Origin of the sequence: Bradyrhizobium sp. SPXBL-04 (genome assembly GCF_051853035.1) — a bacterium.
GTDB lineage: Bacteria > Pseudomonadota > Alphaproteobacteria > Rhizobiales > Xanthobacteraceae > Bradyrhizobium > Bradyrhizobium zhanjiangense.
On record NZ_CP182472.1, the window covers coordinates 4,906,542 to 4,928,568 of the forward strand.

At 64.1% G+C, this 22,027-nt stretch carries 27 protein-coding genes; 10 read left to right on the forward strand and 17 right to left on the reverse strand.

Annotated elements, in window-relative coordinates; genetic code table 11:
- Nucleotides 1–54: 54 nt before the first annotated feature.
- The 5 genes from ACNJX8_RS23315 to ACNJX8_RS23335 all read right to left on the reverse strand — a co-directional run bounded on the left by ACNJX8_RS23315 (nucleotide 55) and on the right by ACNJX8_RS23335 (nucleotide 4,056).
- Entirely contained in the window at nucleotides 55–876 is an 822-nt protein-coding gene (locus ACNJX8_RS23315) for a tetratricopeptide repeat protein (protein ID WP_439356881.1), read from the reverse strand.
- 32 nt (nucleotides 877–908) lie between these two features.
- Complete coding sequence (locus ACNJX8_RS23320) at nucleotides 909–1,592, reverse strand: substrate-binding domain-containing protein (RefSeq protein ID WP_439356882.1); 684 nt, start codon at nucleotides 1,590–1,592, stop codon at nucleotides 909–911.
- Between the two features lie 18 nt (nucleotides 1,593–1,610).
- Nucleotides 1,611–2,312 (reverse strand): GrlR family regulatory protein, encoded by a 702-nt coding sequence (locus ACNJX8_RS23325; protein ID WP_439361960.1) that lies wholly within the window; start codon nucleotides 2,310–2,312, stop codon nucleotides 1,611–1,613.
- Nucleotides 2,313–2,508: 196 nt separating this feature from the next.
- Nucleotides 2,509–3,543, reverse strand: a complete 1,035-nt coding sequence (locus tag ACNJX8_RS23330) for a glutamine synthetase beta-grasp domain-containing protein (RefSeq protein ID WP_091892958.1) — start codon at nucleotides 3,541–3,543, stop codon at nucleotides 2,509–2,511.
- A 180-nt stretch (nucleotides 3,544–3,723) separates the two neighbouring features.
- The gene (locus tag ACNJX8_RS23335; RefSeq protein ID WP_439410283.1) at nucleotides 3,724–4,056 is read right to left on the reverse strand and encodes a hypothetical protein; all 333 of its coding nucleotides are present in this window, start codon (nucleotides 4,054–4,056) and stop codon (nucleotides 3,724–3,726) included.
- A 26-nt stretch (nucleotides 4,057–4,082) separates the two neighbouring features.
- Here ACNJX8_RS23335 and ACNJX8_RS23340 point away from each other — a divergent pair, with 26 nt between their 5' ends.
- On the forward strand, nucleotides 4,083–4,286 hold the full coding sequence (locus ACNJX8_RS23340; RefSeq protein WP_439356884.1) for a DUF2735 domain-containing protein: 204 nt from the start codon (nucleotides 4,083–4,085) through the stop codon (nucleotides 4,284–4,286).
- Nucleotides 4,287–4,395: 109 nt separating this feature from the next.
- Here ACNJX8_RS23340 and ACNJX8_RS23345 read toward each other — a convergent pair whose 3' ends face one another.
- Nucleotides 4,396–4,707, reverse strand: a complete 312-nt coding sequence (locus ACNJX8_RS23345; RefSeq protein ID WP_370985360.1) for an MliC family protein — start codon at nucleotides 4,705–4,707, stop codon at nucleotides 4,396–4,398.
- Nucleotides 4,708–4,778: 71 nt separating this feature from the next.
- Between ACNJX8_RS23345 and ACNJX8_RS23350 the strand changes: the two genes are divergently transcribed.
- Nucleotides 4,779–5,522 (forward strand): tyrosine-protein phosphatase, encoded by a 744-nt coding sequence (locus ACNJX8_RS23350; RefSeq protein WP_128934205.1) that lies wholly within the window; start codon nucleotides 4,779–4,781, stop codon nucleotides 5,520–5,522.
- Between the two features lie 15 nt (nucleotides 5,523–5,537).
- Here ACNJX8_RS23350 and ACNJX8_RS23355 read toward each other — a convergent pair whose 3' ends face one another.
- Entirely contained in the window at nucleotides 5,538–6,257 is a 720-nt protein-coding gene (locus tag ACNJX8_RS23355; protein WP_128934206.1) for an SGNH/GDSL hydrolase family protein, read from the reverse strand.
- 119 nt (nucleotides 6,258–6,376) lie between these two features.
- Between ACNJX8_RS23355 and ACNJX8_RS23360 the strand changes: the two genes are divergently transcribed.
- The 3 genes from ACNJX8_RS23360 (at nucleotide 6,377) to ACNJX8_RS23370 (ending at nucleotide 8,255) form a co-directional block, all read left to right on the forward strand.
- A complete protein-coding gene (locus tag ACNJX8_RS23360) occupies nucleotides 6,377–7,057 on the forward strand; it encodes an SDR family oxidoreductase (RefSeq protein WP_439356885.1) in 681 nt (226 codons plus the stop codon).
- 110 nt (nucleotides 7,058–7,167) lie between these two features.
- Nucleotides 7,168–7,854, forward strand: coding sequence for a DUF2161 domain-containing phosphodiesterase (locus tag ACNJX8_RS23365; RefSeq protein WP_439356886.1), 687 nt, complete (start codon nucleotides 7,168–7,170; stop codon nucleotides 7,852–7,854).
- 95 nt (nucleotides 7,855–7,949) lie between these two features.
- Nucleotides 7,950–8,255 carry a hypothetical protein gene (locus ACNJX8_RS23370; RefSeq protein WP_015686575.1) on the forward strand — a complete coding sequence of 102 codons (306 nt, stop codon included), beginning with the start codon at nucleotides 7,950–7,952 and terminating at the stop codon, nucleotides 8,253–8,255.
- Nucleotides 8,256–8,316: 61 nt separating this feature from the next.
- Here ACNJX8_RS23370 and ACNJX8_RS23375 read toward each other — a convergent pair whose 3' ends face one another.
- Together ACNJX8_RS23375 and ACNJX8_RS23380 are read right to left on the reverse strand one after the other, a co-directional pair.
- The gene (locus tag ACNJX8_RS23375) at nucleotides 8,317–8,922 is read right to left on the reverse strand and encodes a GNAT family N-acetyltransferase (protein ID WP_128941904.1); all 606 of its coding nucleotides are present in this window, start codon (nucleotides 8,920–8,922) and stop codon (nucleotides 8,317–8,319) included.
- A 151-nt stretch (nucleotides 8,923–9,073) separates the two neighbouring features.
- Entirely contained in the window at nucleotides 9,074–9,475 is a 402-nt protein-coding gene (locus ACNJX8_RS23380) for a PaaI family thioesterase (protein WP_439410284.1), read from the reverse strand.
- Nucleotides 9,476–9,593: 118 nt separating this feature from the next.
- Here ACNJX8_RS23380 and ACNJX8_RS23385 point away from each other — a divergent pair, with 118 nt between their 5' ends.
- Nucleotides 9,594–10,382, forward strand: a complete 789-nt coding sequence (locus ACNJX8_RS23385; protein WP_439356888.1) for a cobalamin-binding protein — start codon at nucleotides 9,594–9,596, stop codon at nucleotides 10,380–10,382.
- A 159-nt stretch (nucleotides 10,383–10,541) separates the two neighbouring features.
- Here the strand turns inward: ACNJX8_RS23385 and kynU are convergent, their stop codons facing one another.
- From kynU to ACNJX8_RS23410, 5 genes are all read right to left on the reverse strand, one after another.
- Nucleotides 10,542–11,744, reverse strand: a complete 1,203-nt coding sequence (gene kynU / locus ACNJX8_RS23390) for a kynureninase (protein WP_439356889.1) — start codon at nucleotides 11,742–11,744, stop codon at nucleotides 10,542–10,544.
- Between the two features lie 8 nt (nucleotides 11,745–11,752).
- Nucleotides 11,753–12,592, reverse strand: coding sequence for a tryptophan 2,3-dioxygenase (gene kynA, locus ACNJX8_RS23395; protein ID WP_439356890.1), 840 nt, complete (start codon nucleotides 12,590–12,592; stop codon nucleotides 11,753–11,755).
- A 34-nt stretch (nucleotides 12,593–12,626) separates the two neighbouring features.
- Nucleotides 12,627–13,436, reverse strand: a complete 810-nt coding sequence (locus ACNJX8_RS23400; RefSeq protein ID WP_439356891.1) for an alpha/beta hydrolase — start codon at nucleotides 13,434–13,436, stop codon at nucleotides 12,627–12,629.
- A 355-nt stretch (nucleotides 13,437–13,791) separates the two neighbouring features.
- On the reverse strand, nucleotides 13,792–15,069 hold the full coding sequence (locus tag ACNJX8_RS23405) for an ArgE/DapE family deacylase (protein WP_439356892.1): 1,278 nt from the start codon (nucleotides 15,067–15,069) through the stop codon (nucleotides 13,792–13,794).
- A 54-nt stretch (nucleotides 15,070–15,123) separates the two neighbouring features.
- A complete protein-coding gene (locus ACNJX8_RS23410; protein WP_439356893.1) occupies nucleotides 15,124–15,849 on the reverse strand; it encodes a pyridoxamine 5'-phosphate oxidase family protein in 726 nt (241 codons plus the stop codon).
- Between the two features lie 73 nt (nucleotides 15,850–15,922).
- On the opposite strand from ACNJX8_RS23410, the gene ACNJX8_RS23415 reads away from it, so the two are divergent.
- Both ACNJX8_RS23415 and ACNJX8_RS23420 read left to right on the forward strand, forming a co-directional pair.
- The gene (locus ACNJX8_RS23415) at nucleotides 15,923–17,389 is read left to right on the forward strand and encodes a PLP-dependent aminotransferase family protein (RefSeq protein ID WP_439356894.1); all 1,467 of its coding nucleotides are present in this window, start codon (nucleotides 15,923–15,925) and stop codon (nucleotides 17,387–17,389) included.
- 67 nt (nucleotides 17,390–17,456) lie between these two features.
- A complete protein-coding gene (locus ACNJX8_RS23420; RefSeq protein ID WP_128934218.1) occupies nucleotides 17,457–17,702 on the forward strand; it encodes a DUF6719 family protein in 246 nt (81 codons plus the stop codon).
- A 4-nt stretch (nucleotides 17,703–17,706) separates the two neighbouring features.
- Here ACNJX8_RS23420 and ACNJX8_RS23425 read toward each other — a convergent pair whose 3' ends face one another.
- The 3 genes from ACNJX8_RS23425 to ACNJX8_RS23435 all read right to left on the reverse strand — a co-directional run bounded on the left by ACNJX8_RS23425 (nucleotide 17,707) and on the right by ACNJX8_RS23435 (nucleotide 19,389).
- A complete protein-coding gene (locus tag ACNJX8_RS23425) occupies nucleotides 17,707–18,078 on the reverse strand; it encodes a hypothetical protein (protein WP_439356895.1) in 372 nt (123 codons plus the stop codon).
- A gap of 34 nt (nucleotides 18,079–18,112) precedes the next feature.
- Nucleotides 18,113–18,559 (reverse strand): hypothetical protein, encoded by a 447-nt coding sequence (locus ACNJX8_RS23430; RefSeq protein WP_439356896.1) that lies wholly within the window; start codon nucleotides 18,557–18,559, stop codon nucleotides 18,113–18,115.
- Between the two features lie 281 nt (nucleotides 18,560–18,840).
- Entirely contained in the window at nucleotides 18,841–19,389 is a 549-nt protein-coding gene (locus ACNJX8_RS23435) for a CreA family protein (protein ID WP_439356898.1), read from the reverse strand.
- Between the two features lie 208 nt (nucleotides 19,390–19,597).
- On the opposite strand from ACNJX8_RS23435, the gene ACNJX8_RS23440 reads away from it, so the two are divergent.
- Nucleotides 19,598–21,211, forward strand: coding sequence for a L,D-transpeptidase (locus ACNJX8_RS23440; protein ID WP_439356899.1), 1,614 nt, complete (start codon nucleotides 19,598–19,600; stop codon nucleotides 21,209–21,211).
- A 91-nt stretch (nucleotides 21,212–21,302) separates the two neighbouring features.
- The gene (locus ACNJX8_RS23445) at nucleotides 21,303–21,872 is read left to right on the forward strand and encodes a glutathione peroxidase (RefSeq protein ID WP_439356900.1); all 570 of its coding nucleotides are present in this window, start codon (nucleotides 21,303–21,305) and stop codon (nucleotides 21,870–21,872) included.
- Nucleotides 21,873–22,027 lie beyond the last annotated feature (155 nt).

Below are 22,027 nucleotides of genomic sequence, written 5' to 3' on the forward strand. Positions count from 1 at the left end.
GTTGTGTCTTGATATCAACGGCGTAGGCGCGAGCCAGGTTCCGGCAGTGCGGGCTCAGAAGCACAGCGTTGTGACGAGCTTGCCCTGCTTGTCCTTGATCGCATAGGGGCAGCGAATGCGCTCCAGCGCCTTCTTGGCGTCATCGTCGCCGAGCGCTGCGGCGCGCTCGTAATAGGCTTTGGCGGCATCCTTGTCCTTCGGCCCGCCGCGGCCGCCTTCCGCGAAGGCGCCCATCCGCTCCAGCGCGCCGGGATGGTTCTGCGCGGCCGCCTTCTCGAACAGCGCGCGCGCCGCGGCGTCGTCCCTCTCCCCGCCATTGCCGCTCGCAAGCATCAGGCCGAGCTGGTACTGCGCTTCCGCGTTGGTCTCGGCGGCCTTGCCGAGCAGCGCGCGCGCCTGCGCGGGATCGGCCGGCGCAGCGCCACCTGCGCCTCCGAGCGCGGCGAGATTGCTGACGCCGCGGGGATTGCCTGATTGCGCCGCCTTCTCGAACAGCTTGCGCGCTTGTGCTTCGTCCTTCGCAACGCCGGAGCCGGTGCCATAGGCGACGCCGAGCTCGACCATCGCAGAGCTCGATCCCTTGTCGGCAGCCTTGCGCCAGGCGGCGATCGCCTCGCTCGTCTGCCGGTTGGCGGCATAGGCGCGGCCGAGCGCGAACATCGCCCTGCGCGAGGAGGAGGCGGCCTGCTTGCAGAACTTGATGGCGGTCGCGACGTCGGAGGAAGCTATCTCCGTCACGCCCTTCACGTCGGCCGGCTTGTCGGGATCACTGGGATCGGCCGCCACCCGGTCGCACAGGACGAGATCGGCCGATTGCGCCCGCGCCGCCAGGGGCGTGGCGAGCGCCAAGAGAGTTGCGAGGACATAAGCGCGCATGGCCACTACGTTGCGTCCCCGCCCCGGCAAATTCAAGGCTCGAGTCCCGATTGGCGCAGCACGGGCACGACCTCCGGCGAGGCCAGATAGCGCAGCAGCCTGTCGGCGGCCTCGGCATGTGTCGCATTCGCCATGCGGCCGACGGAGAACACGGCCGGCGTCTGCAAATCATGCGGGATCGGGCCGACGACCTCGATGCCGCCAACCTGCTTCAGCTCGCTGATCTGCTGTACGGCGAGATCAGCCTCGCCGTTGACGAGCCGCTCCGCCGTAAAGCCCTGCTGCACGATGGTGGCCTTGGCGTTGATCTCGACCGCGATGCCCAATCGCTGGATCAACTGGGCAAAGTAGATTCCGCTGGCGCCGAGCCGCGAATAGGCGACGGATCGCGCCGCAAGCAGCGTTGCGCGCAACGCGGCTTCGCTGGTGATGTCGGGATGCGCCTGCCCTGCCCGCACGGCAATGCCGACGTAGGAACGTGCGAGGTCAGCCGCGCTGTCGGCGACCACGCGGCCCTCACCGATCACCGCGTCGAGCCCCTCGCGGGTGAGGATGACGAGATCGGCCGCCTCGCCATCGCGGAGCCGTTTCAGCAGCGCCTGGGTCGGCGCGAAATCGGCGTCGATGCGCACGCCCGTCGCAACTTCACACGCAGACGACAGGCTGCGCATCGCACCCATCAGGCCGAGCGTCGAGAGCATGCGAATGTTTTCCATATGCAATTCCTGTCGCGATCAGGCGCGCTGCATCAGCTTGAGCGCGGCGGTCAGGCGCAGGCTGCGCTTGCCGGCGAGCGCCGTTGCCTCCAGCACCGCCTCTTCCGCGTCATAGCGGCCGGAGAAACCGATGCCGACCTCGTGGCCGCCGAAGATCGGATCGTCCTTGGCCGGCGTGTGCTCCTGATTGAGGATCTGGCCCTTCCAGCGGCCCTTCGCGGCGGTGTAGCTGCCGAGATAGTAGAACGCCGCATCGCCGCCGAGGATGCGGCCCTGGTTGAGCAGCATCACGCCGGTGAGGCCGCCATCGAGGCCGTCGAGCATGCGCAGATGAATCGAATAGAGGCCATCGGCGATCCCGGCCTCACCAACGCCGCCGACGATCGGCACCTCGTCTTCGGTGATCGGCGTCATCAGCGACTGGAAGGGTACGCCCGGCAGCTCTTTCAGCTCGCCCTTGAAGCGATAGAGATCGCCATCGGCCCAGCCCTTCGCGATCAAGGTCGCATCGTCGGTGCCGGCCATGGCGCGGTAGTTGGGATCGGGGTTATGGCGGACGGTCTTGATCACGACGTCGACGCCGCTGTCGGTCTTGTCGTAGGTGCCGATATGGGCGAAGGCCGAATTGCCGCCGAGCATCTTGCCATTGCCGGCATGCATCACGCTCCGGCCGACCGCGTCGCCGAGCTGAAATCTCACCTTGTAGAAGCCTTCAAACACCCGCCGTGTCCCCGGCCCTGCGCGCATCCGGGGGCACTCTCCCGCATTCGAACGCAATCGACAAGCTTCGCGCGGGAAGAGGCCGGCGGGTCACAGGAACAGCTGCCATCAGAATGCAAAAATCCGCCGGAGCCTTGCAGCTCCGGCGGATTTGAGACCAACCCGGGTCAGCCCCCAGGCCCGGGCCGGGAGGATCTTAGGCCGCGGCCTTCTTGTCGGTCGGCACGGACGCGATCGTCTTCAGGATCTGCGAAGCGATCTGGTAGGGGTCGCCTTGCGAGTTCGGACGGCGGTCTTCCAGATAGCCTTTGTAGCCGTTGTTGACGAAGGAGTGCGGAACGCGGATCGAAGCGCCGCGGTCGGCCACGCCGTAGCTGAACTTGTTCCAGGGCGCGGTCTCGTGCTTGCCGGTCAGACGCTTGTCGTTGTCCGGGCCGTAGACGGCAATGTGGTCCATCAGGTTCTTCTCGAAGGCCGCCATCAGCGCCTCGAAATACTCCTTGCCGCCGACTTCGCGCATATAGGCGGTCGAGAAGTTGGCGTGCATGCCCGAGCCGTTCCAGTCGGTGTCGCCGAGCGGCTTGCAGTGGAACTCGATGTCGATGCCGTACTTCTCGGTGAGGCGCAGCATCAGGTAGCGAGCCATCCACATCTGGTCGGCAGCGGTCTTGGAGCCCTTGCCGAAGATCTGGAATTCCCACTGACCCTTGGCGACTTCCGCGTTGATGCCTTCATGGTTGATGCCGGCAGCGAGGCAGAGGTCGAGATGCTCTTCGACGATCTTGCGGGCGACGTCGCCAACGTTCGAGTAGCCGACGCCGGTGTAGTACGGACCCTGCGGGGCCGGATAGCCGGCGGTCGGGAAGCCGAGCGGGCGGCCGTCCTTGTAGAAGAAGTATTCCTGCTCGAAGCCGAACCAGGCGCCGGCGTCGTCGAGGATGGTGGCGCGCTTGTTTGACGGATGCGGGGTCTTGCCATCGGGCATCATGACTTCGCACATCACAAGCACGCCATTGGTGCGCGCGGCGTCCGGGAAAACGGCGACCGGCTTCAGCACGCAATCGGAGCTATGACCTTCGGCCTGCTGGGTGGAGGAGCCATCGAAGCCCCAGAGCGGAAGCTGCTCGAGCGTCGGGAACGACGCGAATTCCTTGATCTGAGTTTTGCCGCGCAAATTCGGAGTCGGCGTATATCCGTCGAGCCAAATGTACTCGAGCTTATACTTGGTCATTGAGCCTCTCTGTAGATGATGCGAAAGGTTGGGGGCCCTGGGGTCCCCGCACGTTTGTACCCGGCCACCATCGGCCGGCCCTTTACAAGCATTTAACGTGCCAAAAGGCCGCACTGCGGGAGGTTTTCCACCGCGGCAGGCGGCTCCTCGGCGCTGACAAACCGCCCCCGGCGTCATGCGTCATAGCCGCGCACCTTCGCGTGAAGCTGCACCGCAAAAACTCCGCGGAAACCGCCCGATTCTGAAGCAGGCGGCGCAGTGCGGGATGTTGCCGATGAAACACGCATCAGCGTCCAGCAACTTTCGTAAAGCCCCACAGCACTGACCAGCAACCTTTGGAATAGCCCAGGCGTTGATCACCGACACGCTGCCTTGGGAGATGCAGCAGGCGACCTGCCTATAAATTGGGCGGCAACTGATTTCCTTTTCAGCACTTTCCAATTCGGGGCGCGCGGCCGATATGGGGATTTCAGTAACCACAATCGAACGAGTCGGGCGCAGCATGGAGGCCAAGGCGCTTCGACCAAGGAGAAATCGTAATGATGAACAATGGTCTGAGTCACGGATCTGCGAAGATCTACCAATTCCCTGCCGGGGGCCGCGCAGCTCTTGGGGGACGCCGCTATGGCGAGACCAGCCCTCCCGCCGATCATGCTTCGCTTCCCACGAACGTCTCGATCTGCAGCGACAGCTGGTACCACCAAGACGCTGTGGACGAAGCCAAGCCGAAATGGGATCGCTGATGCCGGTGGCTGGTTTGATACCGCCGCCCGCTCGCGAACGCAGGCGGCAGTTTGAAAAAGGGTCGAAACCACGGTGTTTCGGCCCTTTTTGATTCAGTACAGAAAACGTTCAGATCACCGCGCAGGCCGTCACCGGCCGCTTCAGATGTCTGATCGTGGTGGTCCCGGTCCTGCCGATCGTCAGCGTGATCCCGGCCCTCGAATAGCGCGCGCCAGAGACCGTCAGCCGCTTGGCAAGCGTCACCGGCTCGCCGTCGATCTGGAGGAAGGCGCGCTTGTCGCCGTCATAAAACCCGATGATGAACTGCGTACCATCGGCACAGCGATAGGTCTGGAATGTCTGCGCATCGGCCGGTCGACTATGGAGAATTCCGGCCGACAGCATGGTGATAGCCAAAACAATGGCCTTGTGTCGGCCCATGATCGCCCCCCTGTAATGGACTTTAAGGATGCCGCAGCGCATCCGGTGGAACCATAACCCAAGCTGATCTCATGTCCGACTCCCCTGCCCGCCACCTCGCCTTGCAAGGCGCCAGCAATTTTCGCGATCTCGGCGGCTATCCAACCACCGACGGCCGCATCACGCGCTGGCGGCACATCTTCCGCTCCAACCATCTCGGCCAACTCACCGCAGCCGACATCGAGATCGTCCGCGCGCTGGGGGTGCGAAGCGCATTCGATTTCCGTGGGCTGGAGGAGCGCGCGGCCGGCGTCTGCGTCATGAACGAGATCACCGTGCACTCGCTGCCGATCGAGCCGACGGTCGTCGCTGCGCTGCGCGCCGAGCTCGCGAGGGGCACGCTGACGGCACCGGTCGCGCTGGAGCTCATGCGCGAATCCTATCGCAACTACGTTCGCCACAACACGCACAGCTTTCGCGACCTGTTCGGCCATCTCCTGGAAGACCGCGCGCCGCTCGTGATCCACTGCACTGCAGGCAAGGACCGCACCGGCTTTGCCTGCGCGCTGATCCTGCATGCACTCGGCGTCCCCGATGACGTCATTGCCGAGGACTACCTGCTCACCAATCAGCATTACAAGCGCGATGCGACGGCTGCCACCGACCTGCCGGAGGACGTACGCAATGCCATCGGCAGCGTCGAAGCCTCTTACCTTGCTGCTGCGTTCGAAGCCGTCGGCAAGGAATACGGCGATATCGAAACCTATTTGCGCGACGGGCTCAAGCTCGGCGCAGCCGAACGGACTGCGCTGAAGGCGCGTTATCTGCAAGCGTGATCCGCGGCGGACGCCTCAGGCCGTCAGCCCTATGGCCTTGATCATCGCGCTCTTGAGGGCCAAGGAGATCTGCTGGGTGCTCCAATCGCTTTGGTGCAGCTTGTCAGGATCACCTGGGTCCAGCAATTGCTCGAACGAAACGTTGTTTTGCACGTGCCAATGCCGCATCAGTGCCCAACGCTGAAACAGATTCACCTCGGCCTCATTGGCAGCATCGCGGATCAGCCGGACCATCTTGTCCGAAAGCTCAGCACGGTCGTCCCAGAGCATCTTCGTCACATATTGCGGATCAATCAGCAGAACCTCGAAACCGCGAGCGCGCAATTGCGCCAGGCCCTTCCTGATATTCCCGGCAACAGCGTCCACGTCGTACTGGTCGTTGTGAAAGACCGCGTTCGTTCCAACCTGCCAGATGACCAGTGCCGGATCATCATGAAAGATATCGGCCTCAAAGCGTACGAGTTCTTCGTTTGCCTCTTCTCCGCCCTTGCCGCGGTTCAGCACGTCAATCCGAATGTCCGGCCGGTGGACGACGTCCTTGAAGTATTGCCGTAGATACATCTCCAACCGATAGGGATACGGCACAACATCGGCTCGTCCGGCCGTTGATGACGACCCCATGGCTACGATGCGAACGGGACCCTTCCCGTCCAGAGCCTGCCGGAGCCGCATCAGCGGATATTTTAAGTCGACGATCGCAGCAGGAAATTCGATGGTTGGCAAATTGTCAGACATGAACAACCTCCTCACCGATCTAAAGTTGTAACTATAGCCCAGCCTTGAAGCTGCCGCCATTGCAAGTCCAATTCGCTGGACGCAATAGTCGCCGGCAAAGCGAAACCACGGAGAGCACCGTGCAGGGAAAAGTCATTGTCGTGACCGGTGCGCTTGGAGCGCTGGGCAAGGTGGTCGCCGAGACGGCGCGGATACGCGGCGCGCGCGTGGCCGGCATCGATTACGCGCCATCGCAAGCCCTCGCAAAGCCTGAAAACATCGAGATTGGCGGCGTCGACCTGTCCGATGCGGCGCAGGCGAAGACGGCGATCGAGGCCGCGGCAAAGCACTTCGGCAAGCTCGATGCACTGATCAACATCGCGGGCGGCTTCGCCTTCGAGACCGTCGGCGACGGCGACACCGCGACGTGGCAGCGTATGCATGCGCTGAATGTCCTAACCGCACTCAACACCTCGCGGGCGGCACTGCCGTATCTCGCCGCCTCCAAGGCCGGCCGCATCGTCAACATCGGCGCCATGGGTGCGCTCCAGGCCGGCTCCGGCATGGGCCCCTATGCGGCGTCGAAGGCAGGCGTGCATCGCCTCACCGAGGCGCTTGCCAATGAGTGGAAGGGCAAGCTGACCATCAACGCCGTGCTGCCGTCCATCATCGACACCAGCGCCAACCGCGCCGACATGCCGAAAGCAGACTTCTCCAAATGGGTGACGCCACAGGAGCTCGCCGAAGTCATCCTGTTTCTCGCCAGCGATGCCGCGAGCGGCGTCACCGGTGCGCTGATCCCGGTGGGTGGGCGGGTATAGGCGTATCGCTCCGAATCTCTGCCAGACAGCCCTGATTCAATCGGAGCCGAGAAGGCTCTAAACTGCCTGCAACTGATTCTCCGATCGGACATCACACTCGGAACCTGTCTTTGGAAACCGCGCTCTATCTGCCCGTCAAACGCTTCCTCGAAGAGCTCGGCTTTACCGTGAAGGGCGAGATCGGCGGCTGCGATCTCGTGGGCCTCAGCGCCGGCGATCCGCCTATCGTGGTGATCGGCGAACTCAAGCTCGCCTTCAATCTCGAGCTGATCCTCCAGGCGGTGGACCGCGCGCCGGCCGGCGACGAGATCTGGATCGCCGCCAGAATGTCGGCCCGCGGCAAAGGGCGTGAGAGCGATGCGCGCTACCGCAATCTCTGCCGCCGGCTCGGCTTCGGCATGCTCGGGGTGACCGATCGCGGCCAGGTGGAGGTGCTGGTGAAGCCGCCGACGGCGGCGCCGCGCCGCGAGCCGAAGATTCGCTCGCGGCTGGTCGCCGAACATCAGCGCCGCCAAGGCGATCCCGTGCTCGGCGGCAGCACCCGTTCGCCGATCATGACGGCCTATCGGCAGCAGGCGCTGGCCTGCGCCTCGGCGCTCGCCGATGGTCCGCGGCGGGTGAGCGAGTTGCGCGAACGCTGTCCCGATGCCGGTAAGATCTTGCTTAACAATGTGTATGGCTGGTTCGAGCGTGCTGAGCGGGGAATTTACGGGCTCACCGAAGCCGGGCACGCGGCACTGAAACGCTGGCCACAGCAAGGGATTGAAGTCGGTGCAGGTGTCGCGGCACCGCCCTGACACCCGACCGGTGCATAGCTGAGATGTCACACCGATTCCATATTGCAATGCAACATTGGCGGCACTAGGTATCCCGGCATCAAAACGAGGCCGTTATGAGCGCAGACTGGAATACCAAATATGGCACGCGGCGCGTGCGTCACGATCCGCCCACCCTGGACGAGGCGATCTTCGCCGCCGTCGGCATCACCGACGACCAGGAGCAGCAGGCCGAGATCGCGGCAGCGCTGATGGGCATGCCGCTCGATGTCGTGCAGGCCGAGGTCAAGAAGCAGGCCCGCACCAACAGCCGCATCACCGCAACCCGCGTGATTGCCGGCGAACAGGGCGCGCAGCGCTCCGTGGTGGTCGAGCGCCGCGTCGTCCGCCGCTTCGGCAACGACAAGCGCACCGGCACCTGAGCGCTCATTTCACTAACCAGAATACGAAAGCGGACCGGCCTTGCCGGTCCGCTTTTTTGTTTCAGGCGGCACGATTGCCGTACATGCTGGAGATGATCTTCCAGCAGGTCGAGTTGAAGCTGAGCAGGGCCCGGCCGGCCGTGAACGGCGAGGCCGCGAGGTCGGCAAGCTCCGCCTCGGGCGTCTTGCCGAGATCGATCGTCCCGGTCGATTCGCCGTGGCGGAAAGCCAGATGCGCGCCGAACTTTCTGGCGAGCGCCCGCATGGCGTGGTTCTCGGCGCCGGTGGTGACGCGAAGGCGCTTATAGCCCTTCCAGCGCGCTTCCGCGATCAGACGGCGGAACAGCACCGTTCCGACGCCCTGACGGCGCGCGGAGGCCTCCACACTGAAGGCGACCTCGGGCAGCGAATCATCCTCCGGCGGATGCAACTCGGCCGCACCGCGGACCACGCCATCGACGATGTAGGCGACGATCACGGTGCCGTCTTCGGCGCAGCGGGCGGCGTAACGCTCGATGAAGCTGTCGTCGAGAAAACCGTTGAAACGGTCGTGCCGGCTTCCGGCATCAAGCCTCAGCAGGTGATCGCGCAGAAGCGGCAATTCTTCCTGCTGGATCAGGGTCCGCACGTAGCCCGGAGCGGTGCGGACGGTCTCGTCAAGTACCACGTCAAAACTCCTCTTGGTGTCCCTCGAGGAGGCGTTCGAATCCCTAGGCCGCCTATATTGTGCATCGCAGCAAGCTTTTCAAGACGGGAGCCTGCCCAAGTAAGCGGCACCAGACGCGACTATTTCGTTAACAAAATCAAGGCCCCCCGTTTCATACGAGGATGAGCTGCGTCTGGGTCACGATGGCCACCAGCTTGCCGTCCTCCGCTTCCAGCCGGGTGGTCCAGACCTGGGTCCGCCGGCCCCGGTGGACTGGGGTGGCGGTGGCGATGACCGTGGTTCCTTCCTTGGCCCCACCGATGAAGTTGGTCTTGCTCTCCAGCGTCGTGGTGCCTTTGGCATCGTCCGGCAGGTTGATCACGGTCGCCGCCGCGCCGACGGAATCGGCCAGCGCCATCAACGCGCCGCCATGGATGGTGTGATGAAGCGTGCAGAGGTCGGGCCGGACCGTCATCCGCGCCACCACGCGATCTTTCTCGGCCTCGACGAACTCGACGCCTTTGAGCTCGGCGAACGGCATCTTCATCACTTTAAGTTTCTCGAGCGGCGTCATCGGATCTGCTCCCAATTCATTGTTGTCTCAGCGTGAATTGCTTCGCGCGGCAAAGCAATGACGTCCGAGGTAATGGGCGGGCTGACATCGGCGCAGACATTGTGCATAGGCTTATCGCATGCGCCACTTCCCGCCCCACCGCATCGTCTGCCTGACCGAGGAGACGGTCGAAACGCTCTATCTGCTCGGCGAGCAGGACCGCATCGTCGGCGTCTCCGGCTACGCCGTGCGCCCGCCCCAGGTGCGACGGGAGAAGCCGCGGGTATCGGCGTTCGTCTCGGCCGACATCCCGAAGATCCTGGCGCTGGAACCGGAGCTGGTACTGGCCTTTTCCGATCTGCAGGCCGGCATCGTCGCAGATCTCGTCCGCGCCGGTGTCGACGTCCATGTCTTCAACCAGCGCGACGTCACCGGAATCTTAGCGATGATCCGCACGCTCGGTGCGCTGGTCGGTGCGGCCGGGCGCGCGGAAGACCTCGCCCAAGGTTTCGAGCGGCGCCTCGCCGCGATCGCGGCAACGCCCCGCCCCTCGCCGCGACCAAGAATCTATTTCGAGGAGTGGGACGATCCGCTGATCTCGGGCATCGGCTGGGTCTCCGAACTGATCGAAATCGCCGGTGGCGCGGATGTGTTCCCGGAGCTGCGGTCGCGGCAAGCCGCAAAGGACCGCATCGTCTCGGCGGAAATGGTGCGCGAGGCAGCGCCGGATATGATCCTCGCGTCGTGGTGCGGCAAGAAGGTCGTCCCTGCCCGTATCCGCGCGCGCGACGGCTGGAGTGCGATTCCGGCGGTGCGCGATGATCGTATCGTCGAGATCAAGTCGACGATCATCTTGCAGCCAGGACCGGCGGCGCTGACGGATGGGCTCGATGCGATCGTGCAGGCGCTATGGGGCGAACGAAAATAGCCTGACTGCGGCTATCGTGTCGCGGACGCGCTGCAACGCCTCAGCGTTGCTGCGCAGAGCCGGGACCCATCTCGCGATGGATTTCGGTGCAGCATGGGCCCCGGCTCTGCAGCGCACCGCTAAGAAGCGCTGCGCTGCGTCCGGGGCACGAGACCTTCCTCACGTCACCGCGTTCACGATCTGGTACTCCGGCCGGCGCCACACGTCGCCTGCGATCACCTCCTCGATGATCTCGGCGGCGCGGACGATCTCATCCTCCCCGACATAAAGCGGCGTGATCCCGAACCGCATGATATCTGGTGCGCGGAAATCACCGATGACGCCGCGGGCAATCAGCGCCTGCATGGCGGCGTAGCCGCCGTCGAAAGCAAAGGAGATTTGTGAGCCGCGGCGCTCATGCGCGCGCGTGGTCACCAGCTTCAGAGATGGGCAGCGACGCTCGACTTCGGCGATGAGGAGATCGCCGAGCGCCAGCGAACGTGCACGGACCTCGGCGATATCGATCCTGTCCCAGATGTCGAGCGAGGCCTCCAGCGCCGCCATCGCCAGCACCGGCGGGGTGCCGACTCGCATGCGCTCGACGCCGCCGGCCGCCGCATAGGCAAGCTCGAACGCAAACGGCTTGGCATGGCCCATCCATCCCGACAGAGCGGCGCGAGCATTATCGGCGTGGCGCGGCGCGACGTAGAGGAAGGCCGGCGCACCAGGGCCGGCGTTGAGATATTTGTAGGTGCAACCCGCGGCAAAATCTGTGCCGCAACCGGACAGATCGACCGGCAGCGCACCGGCGGAATGGGCGAGATCCCAGACGGTGACGATGCCGAGCGCATGCGCTTTCGCGGTCAGCTTCGCCATGTCGTGGCGACGGCCGGTGCGGTAGTCGACCTCGGTGATGTAGAGCACCGCGATCTCCTCCGACAGCGCGGGCTCGATCTCCTCCGGCGCCACCAGACGCAATCGATGGCCGCGCCCGAGCGTTTCGATCAGGCCTTCGGCCATGTAGAGGTCGGTCGGGAAATTGCCGGTGTCCGATAGGACCACCTTGCGCGAGGCATTCATATCGATCGCGGCCGCGAGTGCCTGGTAAACCTTGAGCGATAACGTGTCTCCGACCATCACCGAGCCGGCTTCCGCGCCGATCAGTCGCGCAATGCGATCGCCGACATGACGCGGTTGGGCATACCAACCTGCGGTGTTCCAGGCACGGATCAGCTCGTTGCCCCACTCGGCCGTGATGACGCGATTGACGCGCTCGGCAACGCCAAGCGGCAGCGCGCCGAGCGAATTGCCGTCGAGATAAATCACGCCCTCGGGCAGATGGAACAAAGCCTTGGTGTCGTCATAGACGCGAAGCTTGGTCATCGACATCTCTACAGAATCGTACGCACGCGCCAGAGCTCGGGGAACAGCTCGATCTCCAGCATCCGTTTGAGATAGCTGACGCCGCCAGTACCACCGGTGCCGCGCTTGAAGCCGATGACGCGCTCGACCGTCGTCACATGGTTGAAGCGCCAGCGGCGGAAATAGTCTTCGAAATCGACCAGCTTCTCGGCGAGCTCGTAGAGCATCCAGTGCGTCTCCGGCGCCTCGTAGACGATACGCCAGGCCTGGAGCACGCCCTCGTTGAAGCTGTGGGTTTCGCGGACGTCGCGGGCCAGCACAGGCGCAGGCATCTTGAGCCCGTTGCGGTCGGCGAGCCGCAGCACCTCGTCATAGAGGCTTGGCGTCGCGAGCTCGGCTTCGAGCAGCTTCGTCGTCTCCGCATCGTGCGCGTGCGGCTTGAGCATGGCGTGGTTGCGGTTGCCGAGCAGGAATTCGATCAGCCTGTATTGACGCGACTGGAAGCCCGAGGACTGCCCGAGTTGCGAGCGGAAGCGCGTATACTCGCTCGGCGTCATCGTCCGCAGCACGTCCCAGGCGCCGTTGAGCTGCTCGAAGATGCGCGACACCCGCGCCAGCATCTTCATCGCCGGCTGCACCTCGTCCCTGGCGATCGCGCGGCGCGCGGCGCTGAGCTCGTGGATGGCAAGGCGCATCCACAGCTCCGTGGTCTGATGCTGGATGATGAACAGCATCTCGTCATGCGCTTCCGAGAGCGGATGCTGCGCCCCGAGGATCGCATCCAGCGCCAGGTAGTTGCCATAGGACATGCGCCGGACGAAATCCGTCTCGGCGCCTTCGCTTGCAGGATCGTAATCGCTGGACGTCATGACAGGCCCTCTCGATCGATCGTGCCTCGCCTCATCAGTCGAGGCCGATCAGGCGCGCGGTGATCTGCGACGACGGATCCTTCAGCCCGTCGATCACGGTAAAATGGTTGAGGCCGGGATCGATCACGAGGTGTGTCGGCACGTCGAAACCGGTCCAGACATTGGCCATCAGGTCGGATTGGCGAATGAATTCAGGGCGCTCATTGCCGCCGACCCAGGCCGTCACAGGCGAATGCCCCCGCGGCAGATGCAGCGCCGCGCTCTCGAGCGCCGCCTCCTCCATGGTCATGCGCAGCGTCTCGTTCATCTTTGTCTTCAAGAGCGGCCGCAGATCGTGCAGGCCGCTGATCGAGAGCGTACCGGCAATGCGATCGTAGACGGCGGGCTCGAGCCGGCTGTCGTCGCACAGCATGCGCGTGACGAGATGACCGCCGGCGGAATGGCCGGCGAGCCGGATCGGCCCCGCCACCAGCGAGGCCGCCTTGGCGATCGCGGCAGTGATTTCCGCGGTGATGTCGGAGATGCGCGCAGCCGGCGTCAGCGTGTAGCTCGGCAGCGCCACGGTCCAGCCATGATGCCTTGCGCCCTCGGCCAAATCGGTCCAGGCCGATTTGTCGAAGCGCATCCAGTAGCCGCCATGGACGAACACGATGAGGCCCTTGCTGTCGCCGTCGGGCAGGATCAGGTCGAGGCGCTGCCGCTCACCGGCGCCATAGGCGACGTCGGGACGAAAATCCTTCAACCCCGCACGGTAAGCCGCCGCCCGCTCGGCCCACAGCACCGGCATTTTGTCCGAGCCCGGGATATGGGCCGAATTGGCATAAGCATCATCCCAATCGCGCATCGTGATTTCCTCGGCGGACTCAGGCCCTGCGAGCCGGCGCCAGTCTGCCACCGGCAAGGCCGCCATCCTAGTCTTTATTTTAAGCTTAAAGGATGTGTCTGCGCGTATTTCGGACAACAGATCCTGCCCCAACCGGAGCGCGTAGGGTGGGCAAAGCGAAGCGTGCCCACCATTCGTTCGGAATTGAGGATGGATGGTGGGCCCGGCGCAAGGGGCGCCTTTGCCCACCCTACAGGCCCTCCGCCCGTCATTGCGAGCGCAGCGAAGCAATCCAGAGTCTTTCCGCGGAGGGATTCTGGATTGCTTCGTCGCTTCGCTCCTCGCAATGACGGCGGAGAGAGCAAAGCCCGGTTGCTTACGCCTTCTCCACTCCGCACCACTCCGCGATGAACAGCGCCATCGCCTTGGTCGTCTTCTTCAGCGACTCCAGGTCGACGAACTCATTGAAGCCGTGCATCTCGCCGCCGCTCGCGCCGAAGCACAGGCTCGGGATGCATTGATTGAGGCCGTAGAAGCGGGTATCGGTGAGCGCGGTGAACACGAGGTCCTCGACCGAGCCGCCATAGACGGCGCCGAAAGCCTTGCCGAACGCGGCCTCGGGCGCGGCGGCGTCGGTCAGTTCATACCCCTCCGACAGGAAGCCCGACCATTCGACCTCCGGTGGATTGTTGGCGAGGAAGCGGTGGTTGCGCGCAGCGGCCGCGACGCAAGCCACAATCTCCTTCTGGTGATCGGCGATCGACCAGCCCGGCAATACAGCAATCCGGCAGTCGACGTCGCACCAGGCCGGCACGCTGGAAGCCCAGTCGCCGCCCATGATGATGCCAGGGTTGAAATTGATGGGATGGTTGAGCGTCTTGAAATGGCGATCGGCTTTCGCGCGCTCGTTCCACTCGTTCTCGAGCTTTTGCAGGGCCTGGATCAAATGATAGGCCGCCATGATCGCATTCGCCCCGGAGCCAGCAAAGGCGACATGGGTCGGGTGGCCTTTTACGCGCAGCCGAAACCAGATCACGCCGACCTGCGAGCGCACCATCTTGCCGCCGGTCGGCTCCGGGATGAAGCAGGCATCGGCGCGGTAGCCGCGCTGAAGCGTCGACAGCGCGCCGACGCCGGTGCTCTCCTCCTCGATCACCGATTGGAAGTGGATCCGCGCCGTCGGCTTGAAACCCGCGGCCCTGATCGCATCCAGCGCATAGAGCGCACCGATCGTGCCCGACTTCATGTCGCAGGCGCCACGGCCGAACATCTTGCCGTCCTTGATGACGGGTGAGAAGGGCGGCGTGTCCCACAAATCCAGCGGCCCTGCGGGCACCACATCACAGTGGCCCTGGAGGATCAGCGATTTTCCAACGTTGGTTTGCGGACGGTAGGTGCCCACCACTGAACGCGCTTTCGAAAAATCATGCTCGATCGGGCCGAAGCCGCGCAGATCCTTGAGGTCGTCGATATTGATGTGCCAGTCGTCGACCTCATAGCCGCGTTCGCGCAGGAGGTCGCCGATCATGTCCTGGCATGGTCCCTCCGCTCCGCGGGTCGAGGGGATCGCGATGAAATCACGTGTGGTCGCAAGCTGGGCTTCGAAGCTGGCGTCGACGGCGTCAAGAATCCTCTGCTGCGTTTCGGCATTCATCAGGCAACTCCAATCGGGCATTCATATCATCGATGGAGCGCAAGCTAGCCGATTTCAGCCGTTCGGGTACTCTACAAAATAAGCATCCCGCAATGCATCGTCGAGCAGCCGGCCTTCGAAGTAGCCATTCAAACCCGCGGGCCGGCTGACGCCGTCGAGCAGGCGCGGACACGGCTCGGGCGCGCCGAGCACCGTGCGGACCGGGATGCACTCGGCATAGATCGGCAGTTCGTAATCCTCATCGTCATCGGCCACGCCCTTGGCCCGGATCTTGGCCGAGGCCTCCTCGATCTCCATCGCGATGAAGGAGGTCGCCTTGGTCTCCTGCGCGGTGCTCTGACGCAGGCTCGCGGTGCGGCCCGGGAAGAAGCGGTCGACCATCGCGATCACCGCGCGCTCCTTCTCCTCGGCGTCGGTGACGAGATAGGCGGTGCCGAACGCCATCACCGCGCGGTAATCGGCGGAGTGGTTGAAGCCGCAGCGCGCCAGCACGAGACTGTCGAGATGGGCGACCGTCAGGCAGACGCGCTCGCCCCTGGTCTGGTTGCGCAGCATGCGGCTGGCGCTGCTCCCATGCCAGTACAGCTTCGTGCCTTCGCGCCAGAAGAAGGTTGGCGTGCAATAGGGCTGGCCGTCGATCACGTAGGACACGTGGCAAAGCATCGAGGAATCCAGGATGCGGTGAACGGTCGCGTGATCGTAGAAGCCGCGATCGTGACGGCGCTTCACCTGGTTGCGCGCTGACGTCGGATAGGAATTTGAATTTTCAACCTGGCTCACGGCCGCACCTCGGGGATTGGAGCAATTCAGAACAGTTGTAGCTGCCGATTTGGTCTGCGATAGTGCCAATTCCATGCGAAAAATTCCGACCAATTCTCCCTCGCCGGCCAAGGCCGAGCTGCCGCTCGACCTCACCGGTCCGCACATCACGGTGAGCGCTTCTGCCGCGCACCGGCTCTACCAGGCACTGTGCGAGATGATCGTCTCCGGCCTCGTCAGGCCCGGCGAGCCGTTGCCGCCCTCACGGGCGCTGGCGCAGCAGACCGGCTTTCGCCGCAACGCCGTCGTCACTGCCTATGAACGGCTGATCGCCGACGGCTTTGCCGAGGCAACCGTCGGCTCCGGCACCTTCGTCGCAGCGCGCATCCCAGCGCGAGCGGCTGAGGCGAACAAACCCAAGGCGGTTGTCGAAGCGCCGCGGCAAGGCGCATTCGCGCTCGGCTGTACCCATATCGACGAGCGCGCCGTGCAGCGCTTCCGCGCCTTCGTCGGGCGTCGCATGCGCGCATTCGGATCCGAGCATCTGCACTATGGCGATCCCCGCGGCAGCCGCGAGTTGCGCGCGGCAATCGCTGATCACCTGTTGTCGGCGCGAGGCCTGCGCTGCGACCCCGACCAGATCATGCTCACATCAGGCACGCTGCATGCGCTGCGCATCGTGCTGAGCGCGATCCTGAAGGCGGGCGACCAGGTCTGGTGCGAGGACCCCGGCTATCCGATCGCGCGCCAGACGATCGGACAATGCGGATATCGCACCGTGCCCATTCCGGTCGACGCGCACGGCCTGCACGTGGCTAGGGGTCGTGCGGCGGCACCGTCTGCGCGCGCGGCCTATGTCACCCCGTCGCATCAGTTTCCGCTAGGCGTCCAGATGTCGATGCCGCGGCGGCTCGAATTGCTGGACTGGGCGAAGCAGGCCGGCGCCTTCGTGCTCGAGGACGATTACGACAGCGAGTTCCGCTACGACGGCGCGCCGCTGATGTCGCTCGCCGGCATCGATCACCTCCAGCGCGTGATCTACCTCGGCACCTTCGCCAAGACCTTGTTTCCGGGCCTGCGCATCGGGTATTGCGCCCTGCCCGAGCGCCTGATCGCGGACGTGACGGCTGCACGGGCTGCGCTCGATCGCTTTCCCGGCACGCTGATGGAAGGCGCGGTGGCCGACATGCTCAATTCCGGCGCCTTCGCCGCGAACCTGAAGCGGGTGCGCAAGCTCTATCGCGAGGCGCGTGATGCGCTGGCCGCGACGCTGGAAGCCAAATCAGACGGCGCGCTCTCCGTGCCGGTGCCGTCGCAAGGACTGCATCTTGTCGCCCGGTTCGATCCCTCGGTCGATCCGTCGCGGGCGGCCGAGGCCAAGCGGGCGGCTGGCGCGGAAGGCTGGCTCCTGGCCGACACCTATTCTCGCGCGCGTCCCCTGCCCGGTTTCGTGCTGGGATTTTCGGGGCATACGGTTCCGCAACTGGTGGCCTCGGCCGAACGGCTGGCACGGGAATCGCGCTCAGTCCTGCGCGCGAGGAGTTCAGCCCGACGGGCGTAACCAAGCTTCACTATCAGAATCGCCTGACGCTCCCTAGATTGCGGCATCGATGCCGGGACCTCACACTATGCTGCTGCGCCGCGCGACCTGCCTTTCGCTCCTGATTTCCCTCGCGCTTGCCTCGACCGCGCGTGCAGCAACAGTCGGTCGCGAACAGGACATCGTGGACCTCAAGCTAGGCCAACGTGTGCAAGTGGATGACGGAACCTGCCCTGCCGGACAGGTCAAGGAAGTGCGCGGCGCCAAGATGACCGACAAGGGCGTGGCGCGCACGAGCGCCTGCGTGCCGCGATACGGTCCGAAATCGAAGTAGCGGGCTAAGAGCCCTGCTTCGCAGGGTCGAACATGCACTGCAAGGTCGGCTTGGCGATCTTGGTGAAGGTCGAGCCGATCTCGCCCTGCTTGGACGTCGGCACCCAGTCGGTCTCGATCGTCGGCACGCCGGTCTCGCTGATGCCGCGCAGCAGCGCCTCGCGCAAATCGCGGTCCTCGACGACGGCTGCGGCATGGTCGTGCAGGCAGCCGCAGACCTCCTCCGGATGCTCCCAGCGCCCGAGCATGCGCGGCGCACACTGACGCACGAATTCGCTACGGGGATCCGGCAACCTGGAGGGAGCGCGCACCTGCGCCTGGGCGGCACTGAGCGTCAAAACGAATATGAACGCTGCGGCGCGGACTCGAACAATCATGATGGGCTTTGCCGGCTGCTTTTCTTGTTGGCGATCAGAAGCGCGTGGCGACCACGATCGGCTGAGGTGCCGTGATCGTCAGCGGTGAACCGCTGTACTGGAAGGTGCCGACACCGGGCAGACTGCCGTCCGGCGAGCCCGCGAACGAGGAGCCGGCGAGCACGAAGCCGAAGGCAAGGATGAAGCTGAGCGCGCGCATGATCTTGTGTCCCGATTTCGTGGCCGGCGGTGTGCCGTCGTCATCGTGAAGCTGATAACCATGGGCGGTTTCGCGCGTGATGCGCCAAAAGCGGAAAATGGTTTCATCTTTCGTGAGAATTGTTTCGTCCTGCCCGAGACGACGAAACATTCGGCGGAAAATCCCAATCATTTCAGATGGGCCGCGCCACGGCCCAAAGTGGCCTGCCAGGTTCCCGCTCGAGCTTGGACGGCCGCGGACGCGGTCGCCGTCATGCTCCCGCGTTACGCGCTTCACACGCATTTTACGTTTTTCTGCTGAAGAGAAGCCGAAATCGGGACGCTGGGATCACCGGGCGCGTTCACGTGAGGGATGGCCATCATGATGGCGAGGGATTGCGCAGCGACGCGCGAGGCGGCGCAGCGGACGGGCCGCGGAGATCAACGATCCGTTCGCGACAGCGCCACATCACTTGGCAATAAGTCACCTGGTGAAATGGCGCTGCAAGCGAACCGCGGCCTTGAAGCCGCGCCGCAGACATTCGTGCGGCTGACCGGTTCGCATCTTGCAAAGCCGCGCTGTCGTCAGTGAGTGAAGAACTCGCCGCACTTCTGGACATTTGAGTCCGCCGGTCCCCATGGCATGATCGGCACGGTCGAGGTCGAGTTCTTCGGTGAACCCTCGATCAGCTTGTCCGAATAGACCATGTAGACCAGCACGTTGCGCTTGGCGTCACAGCCGCGCACGATCTGCATCTTCTTGAAGAACAGTGAGCGACGCTTGCGGAACATGTCGTCGCCCTGCTCCATCTTGTTCTTGAACTTGATCGGGCCAACCTGGCGACAGGCCAGCGAGATGTCCGAGACCTCCTCGGCAAGGCCGAGCCAGCCCTTGAAGCCGCCCTTCTCCGGCACGGTGAAGTGACAGGCGACGCCCTCCACCTCGGGATCATCGAGACCGTAGGTCGCGAGCTTGTCGTTCGGGCTCATCCACTTGAATACGGTCGAGCGGCGAAAGATCAGATCCGGCTCGTCGGCAGCGGGGGCTGACGCCACCGGCATAGCCAGAGCCAAGAGGAATAAAGCGAGGCCTTTCAAGCGGATGCCGAAAAGACCGGGGAAACGAGATGACATGAAGTTCTCCGGTAACAAGTCCCCGCAATGTAGGCATCAGGCGGCCGATCAGGAAGACGAGCGACCAGTCGCCACGGCCGCCGTTTACCGCTCTGTGAGGCTTTTTTGCTACGCGTTGAACAAAAGTAGCTGACGGCAGAACCGCCTTGGTGGTGAACGCGTATCCTCTTTGCGAGACTAACGTCTGATTTGGATTATGGATTCGAGGATGAACAGCGTGAATGAGTCCGGTTTTGCTGCCAAGCCAACGCGTTTTTGGCAGGTCGCCATTTTGACGGCTGCGGGTGCGATCGGGACGGCAAGCCAGGCTGACGCAGCGTTTTATTATTGGACGGATTATTCCGACGGCTCCTATTACGCCCGGCAGGATCGGTATCCCGAAATACCGCGCCAGAAGCCGCAGAAGCGCGGCGCGGCGGGCAAGAAGGAGATCGTCGCCGAGAAGGAAGCCGGCACCAAGCCGCAAGGACCGCTCGTCATCGTCGTCTCGATCGACCGGCAGAAGGTGACGGTCTACGACAGCAAGGGCGTGTTCGCGGAATCCCCGGTGTCGACAGGCATGAAGGGCCATTCGACGCCGATGGGTGTGTTCAGCGTCATCCAGAAGCACAAATTCCACCATTCCAACATCTATAGCGGCGCCCCGATGCCGTACATGCAGCGGATCACCTGGTCCGGCGTTGCCATGCATGCCGGCGTGCTGCCGGGCTATCCGGCCTCGCATGGCTGCATCCGGATGCCGATGGCGTTCGCGGTGAAGATGTGGAACTGGACCAGGATGGGCGCGCGCGTCATCGTCGCGCCCGGCCAGATGTCGCCGCAAAGCTTCTCGCATCCCCTGCTTGCTGCGGTGCGCGTGCCGCCGCAGCCCGCCGCCAACCTCGCACCGCAGATCAATGTCGGCGACAAGGCCGATAAGGGCGCAGCACAAACCAACGTCACTGAAGCCAAGCCGCCGGTCGAGACGAAGACCGCCAGTGCAGACAGCCTGTTCGAGCTGCGCGCCTCGGTCGGCCACACCGTGATGTCGGATGTGACCACCGGTAATGCGCCCGCCCGCGAGGAAGCGGCTGCGCCGACCGACAAGATCGAGACCAAGACCGCCGCGGCATCTGACGCGCCCAAGCCGCAGCCCGAAGAAACCGCCAAGCGCGCGAGCACGGACGCGAAGCCCATTGAAGCCGCGGAAGCGCTCAAGGCCTCGACGGCGACCGACAACAAGCTCGACGCCGCCAAGACTGAAACTGCCGAAACCGCGAAGAAGCCTGACGCCACGGCGTCGGCACTCGCCGCCTCGCCCGACGCGAAGAAAGACGACACCAGCGTTGCCGATCCCGCGCCGGCGGCGAAGCCGGACGCGCCGAAGCGGGCCGGCCAGATCGCCGTCTTCATCAGCCGCAAAGATTCCAAGCTCTACGTGCGGCAGAACTTTGCGCCGCTGTTCGAGGTGCCCGTCACGATCGCCGCGAGCGACCGGCCGCTCGGTACGCATGTCTTCACAGCCGAAGTCGACAAGACCGACTCCAATGCGCTGCATTGGTCGGTGGTGTCGCTGCCGGTCTCCGTCCGCGCAGCTGCGCGCGAGGACGACAGTCGCGTAACACGTCGCCAGGGCGGCGCTGCCGTGATCCCCGTTGCTGCAAAGCCGGTGGTCACGCCGAACAGCCCGGCTGAGGCCCTCGACCGCATCGCGATCCCTGCCGACACGATGGCGAAGATCAACGAGATGCTGACATCGGGTGGCTCGATCATCGTCTCCGACCAGGGCATCAACCAGGGCGAGACCGGCGAAGGCACCGATTTCATCGTCCGCTTGTACTAGCGCTCCGCACCGTGTCCGATAACGCGGTGTTGAGCGGCCCGGTCGTGCCGGCGGAGTAACATGAGCCCCGGATCATTTCGGGGGACGCCGCATGATGAACCGCAGGACCATGCTCGCCGCGGCCCTTGCGGGCGCCATCGCGCCAGCGACGCGCGCGTTTGCCGACGGCGGCATGAGCCGGATCTCGGCCTATGCCTTCTCCTTCCCCGCATTGTCCGGCGACGACATCCGCCTTGCCGCGTTCACGGGCAAACCGCTGCTGGTGGTGAACACCGCCTCGCTCTGTGGCTACACCCCGCAATATGCCGGCCTGCAAGAACTATGGGGCGAGTTTCGCGAGCGCGGGCTCACCGTGATCGGCGTGCCCTCCAACGATTTCGGTGGCCAGGAGCCCGGCGGCGCCAGCGAAATCTCCGACACGGCGCACCACCAATACGGCGTTACCTTCCCGGTGACGGCCAAGGCCGTGGTGGTCGGCGCGAAGGCTCATCCATTCTACAAATGGGCTGCCGACGCGCGGCCGAGGGAGGTTCCGAAGTGGAACTTCCACAAATATCTGATCGGCCGTAACGGCTACATCGCCGAGGTCTTTCCGTCCGCGGTGGCGCCGACCGATACGCGGGTCAAAACGGCCATTGCCAAGGCGCTGGCCGATAGTTGATGCGGCGCGGCCGATCCGGTTGGGCACAATTGTGGCGTGGCACCAAACAGCCGTTGCAATGGCGAGGGCCCACCATCTAGGCTAGGATCGTTTGGGGACAGGACGGCTTTTGTCGCAGGCGAAAAGCCGCGGCGGAACAACGGGATCAATCTCGA

What these genes read in the sequence shown, in the direction of transcription:
- ACNJX8_RS23315 (WP_439356881.1), bottom strand. Translation starts at nt 876, where the DNA reads ATGCGCGCTTATGTCCTCGCAACTCTCTTGGCGCTCGCCACGCCCCTG.
- ACNJX8_RS23320 (WP_439356882.1), bottom strand. Translation starts at nt 1,592, where the DNA reads ATGGAAAACATTCGCATGCTCTCGACGCTCGGCCTGATGGGTGCGATG.
- ACNJX8_RS23330 (WP_091892958.1), bottom strand. Translation starts at nt 3,543, where the DNA reads ATGACCAAGTATAAGCTCGAGTACATTTGGCTCGACGGATATACGCCG.
- ACNJX8_RS23340 (WP_439356884.1), top strand. Translation starts at nt 4,083, where the DNA reads ATGATGAACAATGGTCTGAGTCACGGATCTGCGAAGATCTACCAATTC.
- ACNJX8_RS23345 (WP_370985360.1), bottom strand. Translation starts at nt 4,707, where the DNA reads ATGGGCCGACACAAGGCCATTGTTTTGGCTATCACCATGCTGTCGGCC.
- ACNJX8_RS23350 (WP_128934205.1), top strand. Translation starts at nt 4,779, where the DNA reads ATGTCCGACTCCCCTGCCCGCCACCTCGCCTTGCAAGGCGCCAGCAAT.
- ACNJX8_RS23355 (WP_128934206.1), bottom strand. Translation starts at nt 6,257, where the DNA reads ATGTCTGACAATTTGCCAACCATCGAATTTCCTGCTGCGATCGTCGAC.
- ACNJX8_RS23370 (WP_015686575.1), top strand. Translation starts at nt 7,950, where the DNA reads ATGAGCGCAGACTGGAATACCAAATATGGCACGCGGCGCGTGCGTCAC.
- ACNJX8_RS23380 (WP_439410284.1), bottom strand. Translation starts at nt 9,475, where the DNA reads ATGACGCCGCTCGAGAAACTTAAAGTGATGAAGATGCCGTTCGCCGAG.
- ACNJX8_RS23385 (WP_439356888.1), top strand. Translation starts at nt 9,594, where the DNA reads ATGCGCCACTTCCCGCCCCACCGCATCGTCTGCCTGACCGAGGAGACG.
- kynU (WP_439356889.1), bottom strand. Translation starts at nt 11,744, where the DNA reads ATGACCAAGCTTCGCGTCTATGACGACACCAAGGCTTTGTTCCATCTG.
- kynA (WP_439356890.1), bottom strand. Translation starts at nt 12,592, where the DNA reads ATGACGTCCAGCGATTACGATCCTGCAAGCGAAGGCGCCGAGACGGAT.
- ACNJX8_RS23400 (WP_439356891.1), bottom strand. Translation starts at nt 13,436, where the DNA reads ATGCGCGATTGGGATGATGCTTATGCCAATTCGGCCCATATCCCGGGC.
- ACNJX8_RS23405 (WP_439356892.1), bottom strand. Translation starts at nt 15,069, where the DNA reads ATGAATGCCGAAACGCAGCAGAGGATTCTTGACGCCGTCGACGCCAGC.
- ACNJX8_RS23415 (WP_439356894.1), top strand. Translation starts at nt 15,923, where the DNA reads ATGCGAAAAATTCCGACCAATTCTCCCTCGCCGGCCAAGGCCGAGCTG.
- ACNJX8_RS23420 (WP_128934218.1), top strand. Translation starts at nt 17,457, where the DNA reads ATGCTGCTGCGCCGCGCGACCTGCCTTTCGCTCCTGATTTCCCTCGCG.
- ACNJX8_RS23425 (WP_439356895.1), bottom strand. Translation starts at nt 18,078, where the DNA reads ATGATTGTTCGAGTCCGCGCCGCAGCGTTCATATTCGTTTTGACGCTC.
- ACNJX8_RS23430 (WP_439356896.1), bottom strand. Translation starts at nt 18,559, where the DNA reads ATGCGTGTGAAGCGCGTAACGCGGGAGCATGACGGCGACCGCGTCCGC.
- ACNJX8_RS23435 (WP_439356898.1), bottom strand. Translation starts at nt 19,389, where the DNA reads ATGTCATCTCGTTTCCCCGGTCTTTTCGGCATCCGCTTGAAAGGCCTC.
- ACNJX8_RS23440 (WP_439356899.1), top strand. Translation starts at nt 19,598, where the DNA reads ATGAACAGCGTGAATGAGTCCGGTTTTGCTGCCAAGCCAACGCGTTTT.
- ACNJX8_RS23445 (WP_439356900.1), top strand. Translation starts at nt 21,303, where the DNA reads ATGATGAACCGCAGGACCATGCTCGCCGCGGCCCTTGCGGGCGCCATC.